Source organism: Nocardia sp. JW2 (assembly GCF_051843015.1).
GTDB lineage: Bacteria > Actinomycetota > Actinomycetes > Mycobacteriales > Mycobacteriaceae > Nocardia > Nocardia coubleae.
This window is the reverse complement of sequence record NZ_JBPXLK010000013.1, coordinates 1-18,009: the sequence shown is the minus strand read 5'-3', so window position 1 is coordinate 18,009 and position 18,009 is coordinate 1. Positions and strand designations below refer to the sequence as shown.

The following is an 18,009-nucleotide window of genomic DNA, read 5'->3' as shown; positions in this document are numbered from 1 at the left end:
TTCCGAGGAGAGCCCGGCGTGAGGGCTGGGGCTTCGGGGAATCCGTGGAGGTGGCGTGATGGGTACGGAAAGGTGGGGGCTCGGCCGGAGCGCTTCGCGCACGGCGGGGCGCTTCGGGGGAGTTGTGCGTTCGTGGCGGTGGGGTACGGGTTTCGGGGTGGGGCTGGTGGTGTTGGGTGCGCTGGTCGGCCCGCTGTTCGCGCCGCACGGGGCGGAAGAGGCGGTGGGGATCCCGTTCGCGGAGCCGGGTGGGGGTGCGGTGCTCGGCACCGATCGGCTCGGGCGCGATGTGTTCAGTCACCTGCTGACCGGGGGGACGCAGCTGCTCGTGGTCTCGGCGGTGATCGCGGTGGCGGTGACCGTGTTGTCGGCGGTGCTCGGGGCGGTCGCCGCCGTGCGACCGCGGGCGGGTTCGGTGATCGAACTCGCGGGTGACCTCGTCATTCTCCTGCCCGCCGTGCTCGGCATCCTGCTCGTGCTCACCGCCTGGCCGCAGGGTGGGGTAGCGGCGTTGATCGTGGTGTCGCTGGTGTTCGGAGTGCCGTACTGCGCACGGATCTTCGCCGCCTCGGCCGCGAGCATCGCCGCCACCGGCTATGTCGAAGCAGCCGTCGCCAGCGGAGAATCACTGCCCTACTTGGTGTTCCGTGAGATCCTGCCCAACCTCCGCTCGGTCTTCACCACCCAGCTCGGCCTGCGTTTCGTCGTGGCGATCTATCTGGTGAGTACCGTCTCCTTCCTCGGTGTGCCCGCGCTCGGGGCCGACAACTGGGCGATCATGGTCCGCGACAACGCCTCCGGCATCCTCCTCAACCCCTGGGCGGTGCTGGCCCCCAGCGCCGCCATCGCGATCGTCGCCGTCGGCGTGAACCTGGTGGTCACCGCCGGGTCCGCGCGTGATGCTGCCCGACGCCGACGGGCTGGAGCCACTGACTACGTCCCCGATCGAGGTGCGATGGTCGCCGCGGGCAGCCGCGGTGACGTGCAGCTTTCCGGTTTCGGCGGGCAGCGCGATCAAGCGGGCAACCCCGCTGGGATGCCGGATGAGACAGCATCGCCCACCGACGTAGAGCAGGCGGTGATGGACGGACTCGTGTCCAGCGGGCGGCGGAATGGACACCCCGCGGCGGTCGACGCCGGGGATGCGGCGGTGGTGGATGGGCTGACGGTGGTGAGCGCTGCGGGGGCGGTGTTGTTGGCGCCGTTGTCGTTCCGGCTGAAGGCGGGATCCGTGACGGCGCTGACCGGGGCGTCCGGGGCGGGCAAGTCGACGGCGATGCGCGCGCTGCTGGGGCACGTGCCCGCCGGGATGCGGTGTGCGGGCACGGTTCTGGTGGCCGGACACGACGTCTTCGGGCTCGATCCCCGTGCGCTGCGGACTTTCCGGCGCGAGCGGATCGCCTACGTCGGCCAGGATCCCGGGTCCGAGCTGAACCCCCTCCTGCGCGTTGGTGCGCTCCTCGCCGAAGCCGCACCCACCAGTTCCGAGGCCGAACGACAAGCGATGCTCGATCGCGTCGGGCTGGACGAGACGTTCCTGCGGCGCCGCGTCGGTCGCCTGTCCGGTGGCCAGCAACGCCGGGTGGCCCTGGCCCGCGCCCTCCTCCGCCGTCCGATCGTCCTCGTCCTCGACGAACCCCTCGCCGGTCTGCACGGCGCCTTGCGCACCGAAATAGCGCGGCTCATAGCCGATCTCGCCGTCACCGACGCCACCGCCGTCCTGCTATCCGGCCACGACACCACCACCGTCCATGCCATCGCCGACACGGTGATCGAAGTCCATCCACCCAGCGCCGTACCGCGATCCCGCCGGGTGGGCTCGGCGCCGATCGGGCACGATGAGAAGGCAATGCCGTACAGCCGCCAACGAGGTGACGCGTCGACGGATGACGGCGCCACGCTTGCAGCTGTTCAGCGCACAGCCGGTCGCCGCACCGCTGAGCCCGAGGACGACCGGGCCGCTGGGTCAGCTGACCAGGCGCCGCGCGGCGAGATCCCGGTTGCCGAGGGTTTCGCCGGACCTGCGAGTCCCGCGACCGACGGGCGGGAACGGCCGGGAATCGCGCTGTCCGCCAAGGGGATCACCGCCGCAGCCGACAACCACCGGATTCTCGGTGAGATCGATCTGGAAGTGCGCGAGGGGGCGGCATTGGCGGTGGTCGGGCCTTCGGGGGCGGGCAAGACCACGTTGGCGCGGGTGATCGCCGGCTTGCAGATCGGGGTCGCGGGCGTTGTCGAAGCAGGCGCGGTGCGGGCGCCGGTCGGGAAACGGCGACGGATCAAGCCGGGGGCCAAGGGTATTCAGCTGGTCACGCAGAATCCGTTGGCAGCGTTGAATCCTCGCCGAACCGTCGAACAGACCCTGGCCCGGCCACTGCGGCGGATCGCCCGCGTGCCGAAACCGGATGTGCGCAAGCGGGTCGAGGTCCTGCTGGCCGATGTGGACCTGCCTGCCGACCTCGCGAGCAGGCGACCACACGAACTGTCTGGCGGACAACGTCAGCGCCTGGCCCTGGCGCGAGCTCTCGCCGCCGATCCGGCCGTCCTGATCTGCGACGAGATCACCACCGCCCTCGACCAGCACACGGCCGCGGGTGTCATGACCCTGCTCGACCGCCTGCGCACCGAGCACGGCACCGCCGTCCTGCTCATCAGCCACGACATGGCTCTGGTCGCCAGGCACTGCACCGACCTGCTGGTCCTCGACCACGGCGAGGTCGTCGAAAGAGGTGATCCCGCAATCGTTCTCGCCGCTCCGGCGCACCGCGCCACCGCGGAGCTGCTGGTGTAACGGCGCGGCGGCAGGAGTCGATCACATCGGGTTGTCCCCCAAGCGTTTTCAAGGAGACGAACCCCGATGACCCACCCTGCCCCTCCGCATGAGGGCGCTGTGCCGCCGAGCCCGCCACCGTCGACCGGCATTCCGGTGGTGCGGCCGTGGGGCGAATCGTCTCCGAACCCCGCGCCGGAACCGACCCCATCGCGTCGTAGATCCCCGGTGCTGCTCGCGATCGTCGCCGTCGTCGTATTGCTCACCGCCGCCGGAGCGGTCACGGGCTACCTCCTCACCCGGCCCGGCGATCCACGCATGGCCGTCGGCGATTGCGTGAGCCGGGACGAACTGCCCGTCGAATACGCCTGCGCCGACGACCTCGCCGTATACCGGGTGCACGCCAGGCAACCGATGCAGCACCCGTTCGCCCTGTCCTGCATGAAATTCGAGAAGGCGACCCGTGCGGTAGCCGACCCGAGCCCCACCGACAGCGACACCGTGCTGTGCCTCGAACCGACCGAGAAGAACGCGACCGACGCGGGCGGACTTCGCCCCGGCGACTGCATCGATGTGCGCAAGTCCGGCGGCGAAATCGAACGCAGCACATGCGGATTCACCGGCGGACCGCACGTTGTGATCGCCACCGAGCTGCACGTCAAGGTCCCGGTCACCGATCGGGCCTGCGAATCCCACCCGGAAACCCGCGAAGCCTACGCCCAGTCGTCCCTTGGTGGCCGTGCCGTGGTGATCTGCACGAAACCCGCCGAGGACTCCGACTCGATGGCGGGAGCCTTTGTGGGCGAATGCGCTTCGAATGTGTCGATGAAGACGATCGCGTGCGCGCACCGCTCCGCCACGCACCGGGTGCTCTCGGTACGGACCCAGTACACCGAACCGGCCGACCCGAAATGCGAAGAGGTCACCAACGCCAACGCGGCATCGGTCTCGCTCAACGACAACACCGACCTGCGCGTCGTCGTCTGCCTGGGGCCGATCGACCAGAACCACCTCGGTTACGCCCGGCCCGGCGACTGCGTCACCGGTTACGCGGGCACCGCTGGCCTGCCGAGACTGGTGAGCTGTGACGACAGCAGTGCCGACGGTCGCGTCACGTCCGTGTACGACGAAGCGAACATCGGATGTTCGGCCGGCGAGGCGCGAATGTCACGCGAGGCGGGCGTCTCCCACGGCTCGACCATCTGCCTGGTCGCGACCTGAGAACTCTGAGAAGTCACTGTGAGATGTGCATGGCGGCGCGCTGATCTGGATGATTGGTTGAGTGTCTGTGCAGAAAGCCGGCGTCATCGTCGCCGTGGCGGTGGCCGCGTTGCTCACGGGGTGCAGTTCGCTCGCGTCGATTCCCGGTGACATGCCACCGGGCCCCGGCGTGGCCTTACCCGTCATCGATATCGACGCACCGGGTCGCGCCGCCACGCAATTGCGCGGCTGGGCCGACGAGCAGTCCGACGCGCTCGGCATCGCACCGGTGGCCCTCGAGGCCTACGGCTACGCCGCCGCCGTGCTCGCCAGGTCGGCTCCGGAGTGCGGCATCGCGTGGACGACCATCGCGGGCATCGCCAGCGTGGAGAGCGGGCACGGCACCCACCGCGGCGCCGACGTGGACGCCGACGGAACCGTTCGCCCGCCGATCATCGGTGTCGCCCTCGACGGGACCAAGGGCAATGCCGTCATCCGCGACACCGACGGCGGCCGCCTCGACGGCGACACCGCCTACGACCGGGCGGTCGGCCCGCTGCAGTTCATCCCCGAGACCTGGCAGCGCTGGGCCGTCGACGCCAACGGCGACGGCGTCCTCGACCCCCAGAACATCGACGACGCCGCCCTCACCGCCGCCCGCTACCTCTGCACCCGCGGCGGCAACCTGACCTCGGCCGACGGCTGGCAGCGTGCCCTGTTCGCCTACAACCAGTCGAACAAGTACATGCTGGTCGTGCGGGATCGGGCCGCCGCCTACAGCATCGGGCGCCGCGCCTAGTCGCCACCTGCCCGGAGTGCCGGTTACTGCCTGCCACCGCGAGACGATAGGCTCGGCTGCGCACGGACCATCCCGTGAGACCTACCGTGCCTTTCCGTCGTAAGGAGTCGTTTTCGTGGCCATCATCGAACAGGTCGGAGCTCGCGAGATTCTGGATTCGCGCGGCAATCCCACTGTCGAGGTCGAGATCGCCCTCGACGACGGCACCCTGACCAGGGCAGACGTGCCGTCCGGCGCGTCCACCGGTGAGCACGAGGCCGTTGAGCTGCGCGACGGTGGCGACCGCTACAACGGCAAGGGCGTCACCAAGGCCGTCGAGGGTGTCCTCGACGAGATCGCGCCCGCCATCATCGGCCTCGACGCCGTCGAGCAGCGCACCGTCGACCAGGTCCTGCTGGATCTGGACGGCACCCCCGACAAGTCACGCCTCGGCGCGAACGCCCTGCTCGGCGTCTCGCTGGCCGTGGCGCGCGGTGCCGCCGAGTCCTCGGGCCTCGAGCTGTTCCGCTACCTGGGTGGCCCGAACGCCCACGTGCTGCCCGTGCCGATGATGAACATCCTCAACGGTGGCGCGCACGCCGACACCGGTGTGGACGTGCAGGAATTCATGGTCGCCCCGATCGGCGCCCCCACCTTCCGCGAGGCGCTGCGCTGGGGCACCGAGGTGTACCACTCGCTCAAGGCCGTGCTCAAGGAGAAGGGCCTGTCCACCGGCCTGGGTGACGAGGGTGGCTTCGCCCCCGACGTCGCGGGCACCAAGGAAGCGCTCGACCTGATCAGCCTGGCCATCCAGAAGGCGGGCTACAAGCTCGGCACCGATGTCGCGCTCGCGCTCGACGTGGCCGCTACCGAGTTCTACACCCCCGGTGAGGGTTACAAGTTCGAGGGCAAGGTCCGCTCGGCCGAGGAGATGGGCCAGTTCTACGAGGAGCTGCTCACCCAGTACCCGCTGGTCTCCATCGAGGACCCGCTGTCGGAGGACGACTGGGACGGCTGGGTCGCGCTCACCGACGCCATCGGCGACAAGGTGCAGCTCGTCGGCGACGACCTGTTCGTCACCAACCCGGAGCGCCTGGAAGAGGGCATCGCCAAGGGCGCGGCCAACGCGCTGCTGGTGAAGGTCAACCAGATCGGCACCCTCACCGAGACCCTCGACGCGGTCGACCTGGCCCACCGCAACGGCTACAAGACCATGATGTCGCACCGTTCGGGCGAGACCGAGGACACCACCATCGCCGATCTCGCGGTCGCCGTCGGTTCCGGCCAGATCAAGACCGGCGCCCCCGCGCGTTCGGAGCGGGTCGCCAAGTACAACCAGCTGCTGCGCATCGAGGACGCCCTCGGTGATTCGGCACGCTACGCCGGCGACGTGGCCTTCCCGCGTTTCACCGGCGAGTTCTGAACAAGAAGTACCGCGGGACCTGGAGATGATGGGGTAGAGCGCCAATGACCGAGCGACGTGCGCGGGGGACCAGTCCGGGTGGACGAGGCGACCGGCGCACGTCGCGGGCCGCGCGCTCACGCCCCAGTCCGCTCGACACACCCGGCCGTCCGACCGCCGCCAAACGCACCACCCGGCGGCGGCCGGAAACGGCCACCCGCAAGCCGAGCGGCAAGCTGGAACGCACCGAACACACGATCCTCGGGCTCTCCACCGGCAAGGCGGTGATCCTGGCCGCCGTGCTGTGCGGGCTGGCGCTCACCCTCGCCGTGCCGACGCGTACGTACTTCAGTCAGCGTGCCGAGGCGGCCGCGCTGGCCGAGGAACGCGCGGAACTCGACGCCGACCTGGCCGCGCTGCGCGATCGTCGTGCGCAGCAACAGGATCCGGCCTACATCCGCACCGAGGCCCGTGAACGGCTGCGGCTGGTGATGCCCGGCGAAACCCCTTACATCGTGCAGGTTCCCGGCATCGAGGCGCCTGCACCGCCGCCGATGAGTACCCGAACAGCGGAGCCCGACCCCTGGTACACCGACCTGTGGCGCAGCATCTCCGAACCAGCACCGGAAGGACCGTAGGTGACCGCACCGAACGAGCGCGACCTCGAGATCATCGCTCGGCAACTGGGCCGCGAGCCGCGCGGAGTCCTCGCGATCGCCTACCGCACCCCGGACGGTCTGCCCGCCGTGGTGAAGACCGCGCCGCGTCTGCCCGACGGCACCCCGTTCCCCACGCTGTACTACCTCACCGACCCCCGGCTGACCGCTGAGGCGAGCAGGCAGGAGTCGGCCGGGGTGATGCGGGAGATGACCGAGCGCCTCGCCCACGACCCCGAACTGGCCGCCGCCTACCGCGCCGCGCACGAGAGCTACCTGGCCGAGCGCAACGAGATCGAGTCGCTCGGAACGGATTTCACCGGCGGCGGCATGCCCGACCGGGTCAAGTGCCTGCACGTGCTTATCGCGCATTCCCTGGCCAAGGGGCCGGGCGTGAACCCGCTCGGTGACGAGTCCGTGGCCCTGGCCGCCGACGCCGGGCTGCGCGGGACCGCCGTTCCCGCCGACTGGCCCGCTGCCCGCAAGTCCGACGAACAGGCATAATCGCGGGACAGCAGCTGGTCGAGACCTGGAGGAACACTCATGAGTGAGCGCATCGCCGCAGTGGATTGCGGAACCAACTCGATCCGTCTGCTGATCTCCGAAGTCGGCGCCGACAACGCGCTGACCGATGTGCACCGCGAGATGCGCATCGTGCGACTCGGCCAGGGTGTCGACGCGACCGGACGACTCGCCCCCGAGGCGATCGAACGGACCCGCGCCGCGCTGGCCGACTACGTCGATGTGATGCTGGCGCAAGGCGTTTCGCGCGTGCGGATGGTGGCCACCTCGGCCACCCGCGACGCCGCCAACCGGGACGATTTCTTCTCCATGACCCGCACCGAGCTGGGCCGCGTGGTCGAGGGTGCCGTCGCCGAAGTCATCACCGGTGACGAAGAAGCTCGGCTGTCCTTCGCCGGCGCAGTCGGTGAATTGTCCGCCGATGCCGGACCTTTCGTTGTGGTCGACCTCGGTGGCGGCTCCACCGAACTCGTCGTCGGCGACGAAAAGGGTGTGCAAGCCGCCTATTCCGCCGATATCGGCTGCGTGCGCATCACCGAACGCTGCCTGCCCGGCAACCCACCCACGGCCGAACAGATCTCGGCGGCAAAGGAATTCGCGCAGGAGAAGCTCGACGAAGCGTTCGCGAAGGTCCCGGTCGACAAAGTGCGCACCTGGGTCGGTGTCGCGGGCACCATGACCACCATCACCGCCGTCGCCCTCGACCTTCCCGAATACGACTCGGAGCGTGTGCATCTCACCCGCCTGAGCCTCGACGAGGTGCACCAGGTGTGCGACCGCCTGGTCGCCATGAACCACGACGAACGCGCCGCCCTCGGGCCCATGCACCCCGGCCGCGTCGACGTGATCGGCGGCGGAGCGGTGATCACCGAGGTGCTGGCCGACGAACTCGCCGCGCGAGCGGGCGTCACCGAACTCGTCGTCAGCGAACACGACATCCTCGACGGCATCGCCATGTCGATCCTGGGCTAGCAGCGGCTCAGCGGATGGTGACCACTCGGCTGTGGTGTCCGGTGGAACCGTCCGGGAAGGGCGGGACTCGTTCGTCGGTCTGGACATAGCCGGTGGCGTCGGTGGCTCGGACCCGCAGGGAGTGGGTGCCGGGGGAGGCGTCCCAGCGCCAGGTCCACTGGCGCCAGGTGTCGATCGAGTAGGCCTCGGCCAGGGTGGCCTGCTGCCAGGCGCCGTCGTCGACCTGCACTTCGACCGCGCGGATACCGCGGCCCTGCGCCCAGGCGACGCCCGCGACGACGACCGGGCCCGAGGGCAGGGTCGCGAACGCCGCGGGGACGTCGATCCGCGAGGCGGTCTTGATCGGCGCCGTCGGCGCCCATCCGCGACGGGTCCAGTAGGCCTCGGCGCGATCGAAGCGGGTCACCTCGAGGTCGACGACCCACTTGGTCGCCGAGACGTATCCGTAGAGACCGGGGACGATCATCCGGGCCGGATAACCGTGCGCCACCGGGAGGGCCTCGCCGTTCATGGCCACCGCGAGCAGGGCGTCCTGGTTGCCGGTGAGGGCGGCCAGCGGGGTGCTCGCGGTGAAGCCGTCGATGCTGCGCGACAGCACCATATCGGCGTCGCGGGAGGGACCCGCCTCGGCCAGTAGGTCGGCCAGCCGGTACCCGGTCCAGCGGGCCGTGCCGAGCAGGTCACCACCGACCTCGTTGGAGACGCAGGTGAGCGTGATGACGGATTCGACGGCGTCGCGTGCCAGCAGTTCGTCATAGTCCAGCCGGATCTCGCGCTCGACCATGCCGTGGATGCGCAGTCGCCACTCGCCGCGGGTCAGCGAGGGCAGTTGCAGGGCGGTGTCGACGCGGTAGAACTCGTCGGCGTCGGTGACGAACGGGGTGATCCCCTGAACGGGCAGATCCATCTCCGCCGACACCGGCGGTGCCGGTTTCGCCACCCGGGGCAACAGGAATGCGGCGCGGTCGGCGGCGATATCGCGCAAGCGGGTGGCGAGGTAGCGCCCGGCCACGCCTGCCGCGACGACGCCTGCGGTCACCCCACCCAGGGCCAGCATGAAACCACGCCTGCTCGGCCCGGTGGCCGGTTCCGGCTCCGACCCCGAGAAGCTCACGAACAACACGGTCAGCGCGGCCACACCGGCGAGGGTTCCGGCGAGCGCGGGCACCGCGAACCAGAATGTGGCACTCGGACGCCGCAGCGCCAGGAAGGCGACGATCACGCCGAGCACGGTGAGCACGCCCGCCGCGAGGGCGAAGCGACGCCGGGCGAGCTCACCGAGCAGACTCGCCGCCACCACCATCACCGCGCCCATCGAGATGGCCAGCGCCAGTTTGTCGTTGGCGCCGAACCAGCGGATCGCGCTGTCCTTCAACCACTTCGGCGTGTTGTCGACGACGGTGGCGCCGAGCACGAAGAACGGCGACGCGGCGGGAGCCACGAACACCGCGACGAGATGGCCGACGGCCAGCACGGTGGCCGCGGCCACCGTCGCGGCTGCCGCGGCCGCGAGGTGCCCCAGTTCGCGGGGTGCGCGGTGAATCATGCTGACCTCCTGAGGATGTGGCTGCCCGATCAGCCGACTTTCACCCCGGCGAGGACCGGTGGTGTCGGCGTCGGCGATCCGCCTGCCGGTTCGATCGTCACGGCCAGGGTGTCCGCCGCCTGGACCGGGGTCACGATCATGGGTTGTCCGGCCAGCACCGCCACCGATTCCGGTTGCCCGGCGGGCGGTACCCGCCACAGCTGATAGGTCCGATCCGAGGGCAGGACGGGCAGATCGTGGAAGGCCACCGCCGCCGCACCGAGCTCCTTCGACAGATGCACTGTCATCTCGCCGCCACCGGTGACCGGGGCCGAACTTTCCCGGCTGTCGGGCTGCTCGAGCACCTGCTGCGCGGTGATCGCGGCGGGTGCGTCGTTCGCCCGGTCGACCGCGACCGTTATTCCCACCGCCGCACCGGCGACCACCACCGCTGCCGCCGCGGCCGCGAGCCACCGAAGCGGCCGCCGTTCCCGCGAAATCGTGTGCGGTCGAACGGAATCACGCCGGTCGAGCGCTTCCATCAGCGCGGTCTCGAGCCGAGCGGGCGGTGCGGCCACGTCCATGCTGGTCAACGCCGCGAGGGTCTCCTGGATGCGCCGCACATTCGCGTGGAACTCGGCCGTCACCGCCGGGCCCGCCGCCCGTAGCCGCTCATCGATGTCGGCACGCTCCTGGGCGTCGAGCGCGTCCAGTGCGTAGGGGTAGGCCTCGTCGAACCATGACCAGGGGGTCCGCCGATCCGTCTCGTTCATCGGGAAGTCCCTCCGGTCAAACAATTCTCGAGCCTTTTCAAACCGTCGCGGATCCGGCTCTTCACCGTCGGCAACGGCACCGCCAGGGTCTCGGAGACCTCGGCATAGGTGCGCCCGCTGTAATAGGCGAGCGCGACCGCCTCGCGCTGCAGGGCGGTCATCGTTTCCAGGCAGTCCTGTACCGACTGCTCGTCGAGGCGCTGGGTGACCTCCTCGGACACCACGTCGTGATCGCGGCCGAGGTGGCAGTGACCGAACACGATGTCGCGGCTGGTGGCCGACTGTTCGGCGCGCACCCGGTCGACCGCGCGACGATGGGTGAGCATCATCAGCCAGCCGATCGGGCTCGCCCGGTCCTGGTCGTAGTCCGAGGCCAACGACCAGACCTGCAGGAACACTTCCTGAGCGATCTCCTCCGCGAGGGCGTGACTGCGCACGACTCGCAGTGCGAGCCCGAAGACCCGCGGGCTGGTCGTTCGATAGAACTCGGTGAACGCGGGTCTGCTACCGGCGGCGACGTCGTCGAGCAGGGTCACCAGCCGGGCCTGCACAGCCCGGTCCGCCCCACGATCCGGCGGACACGTGGGCGGGTCGGTCGGCACCGATCGCAGGCGGATCGGCGAGGATCCCGGGCCATTCGTCATCGTCGGGCCCCTGTTTCCATGCGCATGGGAGGGATTTCGGCTCACCCGCGCCGCCGGATGGGTGTCATGCCGAAATTCTTCTCCCCACCCCTCGGTCCGCGCCAGTGCCCGCGCGTTCACGACGGTGGCATGAGGACGGTGTCGATCATGTAGACGGTGGCGTTGGCGGTCTGCACGCCGCCGCACAGCACCTTCGCGTCGTTGACGGTCAGGTTGTCGCCGGAACCGCTGACCTTCACATCGGCGCCCTGCACCGTGGCGTGGGTGCCGGGGATCTGCTGGGGCTCGATCCGGCCGGGGACCACGTGGTAGGTGAGGATGGTGGTCAGGGTGGCGGAGTCGGTCTTCAACGACTCGACGGTGGCGGGATCGATCTTCGCGAACGCCGAGTCGACCGGTGCGAACACGGTGAACTGTCCGCCGTTGAGAGTGTCGACCAGGTTCACGTCCGGGTTGAGCTTGCCCGATACCGCCGACACGAGGGTGGTCAACATCGGATTGTTGGACGCCGCGACGGCGACCGGGTCCTGCGCCATGCCCGCCACCGAGCCGGGGCCGGAGGGCACCTGGGCCGCGTACTCCGCGCATCCGGGTCCGACCGGACCCGAGGCTGCCGGGGTGCCCATCGCCGAGGAGGTGGCCGCCGTGGTGCTCGCGGCTGTCGCCGTGTCGGCCTCGTCGTCCTGTGAACAGGCCGTCATGCCGACCACCGAACCGAGCAGCAGGGCCGCCATCAGGGAATTACGTACAGATCGCATCTTCTTCCATCACTTCCGTCGAGGCGGTCGCAGCCGCACAGCTGTTTGACGGAAGGATTTCGGCCAGCCACCCGGCCCGGATGGGCGCTACTTGCCGGTGCGTTCCCGATGCTGGCATCCGGGCCAGCAGCACGGCCGCCGCTGGCCCTCTTCGAGCTCCTCCTGGGTCCGCCGGATTCGCCGCTCCCGCGTCGCGGCCTGCTTGGCGTCTTCGACCCAGCAGATGAATTCGTTGCGAGCCAGTGGCGTGATGTCGCGCCACGCGGCCAGCGCGGCGGGATTGCTCGCCAGCGCGGTCCGCAGATCGGCGGGCAGCTCGTGCACGACCCCACCCGGCACCGTTGGACTGCTCATGTTTCCACGGTAGCGCTCAGTGCTCGGCCGGCTGCGGTGAACATGTAGTCGGACAGGTCGAAATGACCGCTGCGCCAGGCCGCCTCCAGGGTGGAGGACGGGCGAAGGGGCACATCGCCGTGTTTGTCGAAGTAGTAGCTGTTCGCGTCGGCGCAGCTGTCCTGCCAGAACACCTGGCCGCCGCGGCGGGCCAGCACCTCGCGGAAGAACCGGTCGTTGGCCTCGCGGCGAACCTCCACACGGGTGGCTCCGGTGCTGCGGGCGCGGCGCAGGCAGCGCAGGATGTGGCGGGTCTGGTTCTCGATGAGGGTGAAATACGAGGCGCCGTTGTAGCCGTAGGGGCCCATGATGGAGAAATAGTTGGGGAATCCCGGCACGCTGACGCCCTCGTAGGCCTGCAGCCGGTTCTCGTCCCACCATTTCTCCAGGTCGAGGCCGTCGACGCCGTGCAGGTCGTAGGTCGGCATATTGCCCGACTCCATCACCTTGAAGCCGGTGGCGAGAATCAGCACGTCGGCCGGATGTTCGGTGCTCGCGGTGCACACGCCGGTCGCGGTGATCTCGGTGATGGGCGCGGTTTCCAGCGTGACGTTCGCGCGGTTGTAGGTGGCCAGGTAGTCGTTGGAGAAGCTCGGCCGTTTGCAGCCGAGGGCGTAGTTCGGGGTCAGCTTCGCGCGCACGGCTGGGTCCTTCACCTGGCGGCGCAAGTGGGCCAGCCCGGCGCGCTCGCCGATCGCGGCGGTGGGCAGCGAGCGGTGGTAGTGGGCGGCCAGGGGGAAGGTGACCTCGACGTAGGTCTGGCTGATGAGCCGCGTGAGGGTGCGGCCGCCGGGCAGGCGGAGCGCCAAGCGCGCGGGTGGCGGCATGGGCAGATCGGGGCGGGGCAGGCACCAGATCGGGGTGCGCTGGAAGACGGTGAGGTGCTCGACCAGCGGCGCGATCTCCGGGATCACCTGCACCGCCGACGCCCCGGTCCCGATGATCGCGACCCGCTTGCCGCGCAGGTCGAGGCCGTGATCCCAGCGCGCGGTGTGCACGGTGGTCCCAGCGAAGGTCTCGATCCCGGGGATGTCGGGCAGTTTCGGGCGGGTGAGCACACCGGTCGCGCTCAGCACGAACCGGGCGGTGAGCTCGGCGCCGTCGGCGGTGCGCAACACCCAGCGGTCGCCGTCGGCGTCGAAATCGGCGGCGACCACGGTGGTGCCGAACCGGATGCGCGGGCGCAGACCGTACTTGTCCACACAGGATTCGGCATAGGCCTTGAGTTCACGGCCCGGCGCGTAGACCCGCGACCACTCGGTCCGCTGATCGAAGGAGAACTGGTAACTGAACGACGGGATGTCCACGGCCACACCGGGATAGGTGTTCCAGTGCCAGGTGCCACCGACCCCGTCGGCGTCGTCGACCATCAGGAAGTCCTCGAAACCCGCCTCGCGCAGCGCGATCGCGGCACCGATGCCGGAGAAGCCCGCGCCGACGATGATGATCTCGTGATCGATGGTGCTCATGCCGTTGCCTCGCCGAGATTCGGTCGCGCTGTTCGCACGGCGCGCAGGTAGCTGATTCGCTCGCTCACGCTGATTCCTTTCTGTCGGCCGCGCCGACCCTGGCGGCTGTCGCGGGCAGATGGTGACCGCGGCCGATGGTGCGCACGACGTGGTGGGAGTCGTCGGCGAAGACGATGGTGTCGACCCGGTGCTCGATGCCGTCGACCGTGCGCACGCCGAGCGGGGCGAGCCGTGCGATCGGCCAGGTGACCAGCCGGCAGTGCGGTTGTCGCAGCGTGCGGTAGTAGCTGTCGTGCACGGCGACGCCCGCGTCGTCGTCGGGCGTGAGCCGGTACCGCAGCCACGAATCACGCACTTGCCAACGGAGATTGGCGCGTGCGACGAGTCGCACCAGACCATCCGGCGCGTGCCGCAGGGCAGCGGGCGGCAGGGGTGCGCGCGGCACGATCCAGACGGCCTCGGTCTGGAACACCGTCACCCGCGCCGCCTCGGCCGCGATGCCGGGCAGTAGTCGTGCCGCCGCCGCGCCGGAACCGATGATCGCCACCCGCTCGCCGGTGAACTCGCGGCGCGGGTGGAATTCGTGGTGGTGCACGATCCGGCCGTCGAATGTGCCGGGGAGCCCGGTCATTTCGCGACCGGATCGTAGGTGAGCTCGCGGACCCACGACGGACGGTGACCGAGCACCCGGACCGGGAACCTGTCGATACAGGCACTGGACACATCGGCGAGCAACTGGAACGGCTGCCGGTGGTCGATCGTCGCCTTCGCATGCAACCGCACCACGTGATAGAGCGGCAGCCGCCGGATCCGCGGGCTGCGCTCGCCGACGGTCTCGTAGCGCCGCACCGCGTTCCACAGCTTTTCCTCGTCCAGACCGAGCGCCACGATATTGGCCGCCATCCGCGACAACAGCGGTGCGTAGAGCAGCGCGCCGAGCACGAAAGACGGGCGCGCCGCGAAACCCGCTGTCTCGATGGCGATCTTGCGCAGCGGTCCGGCGCCGAGCTGCTCGAGCACCTGGAAGCCGACGGCCAGGTGCCGGGACTCGTCGCTGTTGATGTGCCGGAACACCTCGTGGCACACCGGATCATCGACCTCGTCGAGCAGGAACTTCACCAGCGCACCGTCCAGCGCCGTCTCCAGGGACGGGATGACGGTGCCGAGGACGGGCAGGGTCATGTGCTCGGCGTAGCGATCGAGCCAGCTGATCACCAGTCGAATGTTCTTGTTGGGCACCGGCATCGCGTCGTCGTCGAGCATGCCCCAGCGGCGCATCAGCGCCAGCTCGGCATTGGCGTGCTTCTGCTCCTCGGCATGGAAGTGCCGGTAGATCTCGCGCAGCGCACCCGGTGGCGCCTGCTGGACCAGCGCGGCGAAACCACGGGCGCCGACGTGCTCGATCCACACCAGATCGGACATGAACGCGGCGAGTCGTGGCCGCTGCTCGTCGGTGATCAGCTCGGCACCCGGTGCGTCCCAGTCGATATCGGCCAGGGCCCATTGCTTGGCCCGCACGGTGGCGAGCATGTCGGGATAGGCGAACGTCATTGTCCGTCTCCTTCCGGTCGGTTCAGCGCACGACCCGCTCCAGCAGGCCCGCCGAACGGGTGTAGGTGGCGGGCATCAAGCGTTTGGCCTGCCACAGCACTTTGGCCTCCAGTTGCGGCACCACATAGAGGTCGCCACGGTCGACGGCGTCGAGGGTGGTCTTCGCGATACTCGCGGGCGCTCGGCCCGTCCACCGCAGGAGCGATCCGCCGAGGCGTTCGGCGGTGCCGTCCAGCGGCGAATCCGACCGCAGGATCCCGGTTTTCACGGCGGTGGGACAGAGCACCGTCACGCCGACGCCGGTTCCGGCCAGCTCGGCCGCCATGGTCTCCGACAGCGCGAGCACTCCGGCCTTGCTCACGTTGTAGGCGGCCATCCGTGGTGCCGCGCCGAAGGCGGCGGCGGAGGCGACATTGACCACCGTTCCCCGCCCCGCCGCGCGCAGGATCGGTGTGAAGACGTGGCAGCCGTTGATGACGCCCCACAGGTTCACCGCGAGGGTGCGTTCCCAGTCGTCGAGGGTGAACTCGCCGACCGGCGGCCCGCCCGCGCCGATCCCGGCATTGTTCACGACCAGACTCGGCGCACCACCGAACCAGTCCTGTGCCAGGGCGGCCAGCGCGGTGACCTCGTCGATCGCGGTGACATCGCAGCGGGCGCCGACGGCCTTGCCACCCGCGTTCTCCACCAGCACGGCGGTCTTGGCGGCCCGGTCGGCGTCGATATCGGAGCACACCACCCGCCCGCCGCGCCTGCCGAGTTCCACGGCGAAGGCGCGGCCGATGCCGCTGCCCGCGCCGGTGACCACCGCATCGGCGTGTTCGGTTCGACGACGACGAAACAGGCGCATGGCGACTCCCTGGTTCAACCGGTCCGGTCGGAACTGGTGTCGTCTGCCACCATTGGCCGCACCTGACACCAATTAGGCGCGTGACGGAGTACTTTGTCAACCATGGATGTGCGCGCACCGGCCCGGACCTGGGGCGGCCGCACCGCCGAAGAGCGCAGGGCGCAGCGCCGCGCCGACCTGATCGCGGCGGCCCTCGAGATCTGGCTCGACAGCGGATGGGCCGCGGTGACGATGCGTGGCGTCTGCCAGCGGGCCGCGCTCAACGACCGCTACTTCTACGAGAACTTCACCGACCGCGACGACCTGCTCGCCGTGGTGTGGGACGAGGTGTGCGCGGAGGTCTTCGCCGACCTGGCGACCATCCTGGCCGACAACGCCGACCGCGCCCCCCTGGAAATCCTGCGCGCCGCCATCGCCCGCGCCGTCGAACTGCAGACCGACCTGCGTGGCCGGGCCCGCATCCTGCTCGCCGACCACGCGGGCAGCGCCGTCCTCGAGCAACGCCGCAAAGCCATGCTCACCGACGCCACCGACCTCCTGCTCGCCGCCGCCTGGCCCCACCTGCGCCCCGACGCCGACGAAACCGCCGTGCGCATGAGCACCCTGGCAGGCATCGGCGGCTTCATCGAACTGCTCACCGCCTGGCGCACCGGTGCCATCGACGTCGACGCCGCCCGCCTCGTCGAACACACCTACGCCATCGCTACTCAACTCGGCGCCATGTTCCTGCCCGCGGACATCATCGGCGGGTGAAAACCCGTTGGCGAACGATGGCGCCCACTGCTACCTTTCACGAATTCCGTGACAGTGGACGAGGAGGTGGTACCCGTGAACGCAGTATCGACATGGGTGCTCTCCGCTGGAGTCACGGTCGGGCGATAGGTCGTCCGGGAGCGCCGATCATCAGCACTCCCGAAAGGCACGACCGTGCGATTCATTACCGAACAACGCCTCGACGACGACATCCTCGAACGCGAATTCCTCCTCGGCGACATCCCCGGAATTCTGTGGACGCCGGCGTCTGTCCCCACGCCGACGCCCCTGATCCTCGTAGGCCCTCCTCCTATCGGCCTGCGCAACGCGTACCCGCGCCTGCTCGCCCGGGTCCGGCCCACCGTGGCGGCGGGCTACGCCGCGGCCACCATCGAGCTCCCCGGCAGTGGTGACCGCCCCCGTTCCCCCGCCGCCGATCAGGCCCTTGCCGACCTGCGCCGGGCGCTGGCGGCCGGGGGACCCGTCGCCGATGAGATCGTCGACCGGCTCATCCTTCCGCTGGTCGACGAGGCTGTCCCGGAGTGGCAAGCCGCCCTGGATGCCCTCCTCGCTCTGCCCGAAATCAGTGGCCCGGTCGGCTATTCGGGCGGAGTCATCTCCATCGGCACCCGACTGGCAGTCGTCGAACCACGCATCGCCGCCGCCGTCCTTTTCGCCGGCAGCTTCGTGCCACGCGCCATCCTCGAGGAAGCCCGCAACGTCAAAATTCCGCTGCACGTCCTGCTGCAATGGGACGACGAAGGAAACGACCGCCAAATGGCCCTCGACCTATTCGACGCCTTCGGTTCCGAGGAGAAGACGCTGCACGCCAATATGGGCGGGCACACCGGCGTCCCGCCGTACGCCGGGGCGGAGGCGGGCCGATTCTTCGCCCGGCACCTGACGTGAGGTCGGCTGTCAACGGCATGCGCGGCGTGAGGGCGCTCGAGTAGCCCCTCGTGCGGAAGTGTCTCCGCCGACCCGGTGTCGGCG

At 69.6% G+C, this 18,009-nt stretch carries 18 protein-coding genes; 9 read left to right on the top strand and 9 right to left on the bottom strand.

From position 1 onward, the window contains the following. The first annotated feature begins 58 nt into the window (after positions 1-58). From ACSVDM_RS19100 to ACSVDM_RS19070, 7 genes are all read left to right on the top strand, one after another. Positions 59-2,791: an ABC transporter ATP-binding protein/permease gene (locus ACSVDM_RS19100; RefSeq protein WP_439266734.1), complete on the top strand. Its 2,733-nt coding sequence runs from the start codon at positions 59-61 to the stop codon at positions 2,789-2,791. 66 nt (positions 2,792-2,857) lie between these two features. Continuing rightward, positions 2,858-3,991 (top strand): hypothetical protein, encoded by a 1,134-nt coding sequence (locus ACSVDM_RS19095; RefSeq protein WP_439266732.1) that lies wholly within the window; start codon positions 2,858-2,860, stop codon positions 3,989-3,991. Positions 3,992-4,058: 67 nt separating this feature from the next. After that, positions 4,059-4,769: a lytic transglycosylase domain-containing protein gene (locus tag ACSVDM_RS19090; RefSeq protein WP_439266891.1), complete on the top strand. Its 711-nt coding sequence runs from the start codon at positions 4,059-4,061 to the stop codon at positions 4,767-4,769. Between the two features lie 115 nt (positions 4,770-4,884). Continuing rightward, complete coding sequence (eno, locus tag ACSVDM_RS19085; RefSeq protein WP_067485554.1) at positions 4,885-6,171, top strand: phosphopyruvate hydratase; 1,287 nt, start codon at positions 4,885-4,887, stop codon at positions 6,169-6,171. Positions 6,172-6,215: 44 nt separating this feature from the next. Next, positions 6,216-6,788, top strand: coding sequence for an FtsB family cell division protein (locus tag ACSVDM_RS19080; protein WP_067485556.1), 573 nt, complete (start codon positions 6,216-6,218; stop codon positions 6,786-6,788). Further along, entirely contained in the window at positions 6,789-7,310 is a 522-nt protein-coding gene (locus tag ACSVDM_RS19075; protein ID WP_067485558.1) for a DUF501 domain-containing protein, read from the top strand. It begins immediately after the preceding gene. Positions 7,311-7,349: 39 nt separating this feature from the next. Then, positions 7,350-8,300 carry a Ppx/GppA phosphatase family protein gene (locus tag ACSVDM_RS19070; RefSeq protein WP_439266730.1) on the top strand — a complete coding sequence of 317 codons (951 nt, stop codon included), beginning with the start codon at positions 7,350-7,352 and terminating at the stop codon, positions 8,298-8,300. A 7-nt stretch (positions 8,301-8,307) separates the two neighbouring features. Here ACSVDM_RS19070 and ACSVDM_RS19065 read toward each other — a convergent pair whose 3' ends face one another. The 9 genes from ACSVDM_RS19065 to ACSVDM_RS19025 all read right to left on the bottom strand — a co-directional run bounded on the left by ACSVDM_RS19065 (position 8,308) and on the right by ACSVDM_RS19025 (position 16,263). Continuing rightward, complete coding sequence (locus tag ACSVDM_RS19065; RefSeq protein ID WP_439266729.1) at positions 8,308-9,846, bottom strand: molybdopterin-dependent oxidoreductase; 1,539 nt, start codon at positions 9,844-9,846, stop codon at positions 8,308-8,310. A 29-nt stretch (positions 9,847-9,875) separates the two neighbouring features. Further along, the gene (locus tag ACSVDM_RS19060; protein WP_439266727.1) at positions 9,876-10,598 is read right to left on the bottom strand and encodes an anti-sigma factor; all 723 of its coding nucleotides are present in this window, start codon (positions 10,596-10,598) and stop codon (positions 9,876-9,878) included. Continuing rightward, the gene (sigK, locus tag ACSVDM_RS19055; protein WP_439266725.1) at positions 10,595-11,242 is read right to left on the bottom strand and encodes an ECF RNA polymerase sigma factor SigK; all 648 of its coding nucleotides are present in this window, start codon (positions 11,240-11,242) and stop codon (positions 10,595-10,597) included. Before sigK ends, ACSVDM_RS19060 begins: the two co-directional genes overlap by 4 nt. A 116-nt stretch (positions 11,243-11,358) precedes the next feature. Further along, positions 11,359-12,000, bottom strand: a complete 642-nt coding sequence (locus tag ACSVDM_RS19050) for a fasciclin domain-containing protein (RefSeq protein WP_439266724.1) — start codon at positions 11,998-12,000, stop codon at positions 11,359-11,361. A gap of 87 nt (positions 12,001-12,087) precedes the next feature. Continuing rightward, positions 12,088-12,354, bottom strand: coding sequence for a YdeI/OmpD-associated family protein (locus ACSVDM_RS19045; RefSeq protein WP_439266723.1), 267 nt, complete (start codon positions 12,352-12,354; stop codon positions 12,088-12,090). After that, positions 12,351-13,862 carry a flavin-containing monooxygenase gene (locus ACSVDM_RS19040; protein ID WP_439266721.1) on the bottom strand — a complete coding sequence of 504 codons (1,512 nt, stop codon included), beginning with the start codon at positions 13,860-13,862 and terminating at the stop codon, positions 12,351-12,353. Before ACSVDM_RS19040 ends, ACSVDM_RS19045 begins: the two co-directional genes overlap by 4 nt. Before the next feature lie 64 nt (positions 13,863-13,926). Further along, positions 13,927-14,493, bottom strand: a complete 567-nt coding sequence (locus ACSVDM_RS19035) for an NAD(P)/FAD-dependent oxidoreductase (RefSeq protein WP_439266719.1) — start codon at positions 14,491-14,493, stop codon at positions 13,927-13,929. Continuing rightward, entirely contained in the window at positions 14,490-15,413 is a 924-nt protein-coding gene (locus tag ACSVDM_RS19030) for a ferritin-like domain-containing protein (protein WP_439266717.1), read from the bottom strand. Before ACSVDM_RS19030 ends, ACSVDM_RS19035 begins: the two co-directional genes overlap by 4 nt. A gap of 22 nt (positions 15,414-15,435) precedes the next feature. Then, on the bottom strand, positions 15,436-16,263 hold the full coding sequence (locus ACSVDM_RS19025) for an SDR family NAD(P)-dependent oxidoreductase (protein ID WP_439266715.1): 828 nt from the start codon (positions 16,261-16,263) through the stop codon (positions 15,436-15,438). 108 nt (positions 16,264-16,371) lie between these two features. Between ACSVDM_RS19025 and ACSVDM_RS19020 the strand changes: the two genes are divergently transcribed. Both ACSVDM_RS19020 and ACSVDM_RS19015 read left to right on the top strand, forming a co-directional pair. Next, positions 16,372-17,016, top strand: coding sequence for a TetR/AcrR family transcriptional regulator (locus tag ACSVDM_RS19020; RefSeq protein ID WP_372462148.1), 645 nt, complete (start codon positions 16,372-16,374; stop codon positions 17,014-17,016). 174 nt (positions 17,017-17,190) lie between these two features. Beyond that, positions 17,191-17,925 (top strand): alpha/beta hydrolase, encoded by a 735-nt coding sequence (locus tag ACSVDM_RS19015; RefSeq protein WP_439266713.1) that lies wholly within the window; start codon positions 17,191-17,193, stop codon positions 17,923-17,925. Positions 17,926-18,009 lie beyond the last annotated feature (84 nt).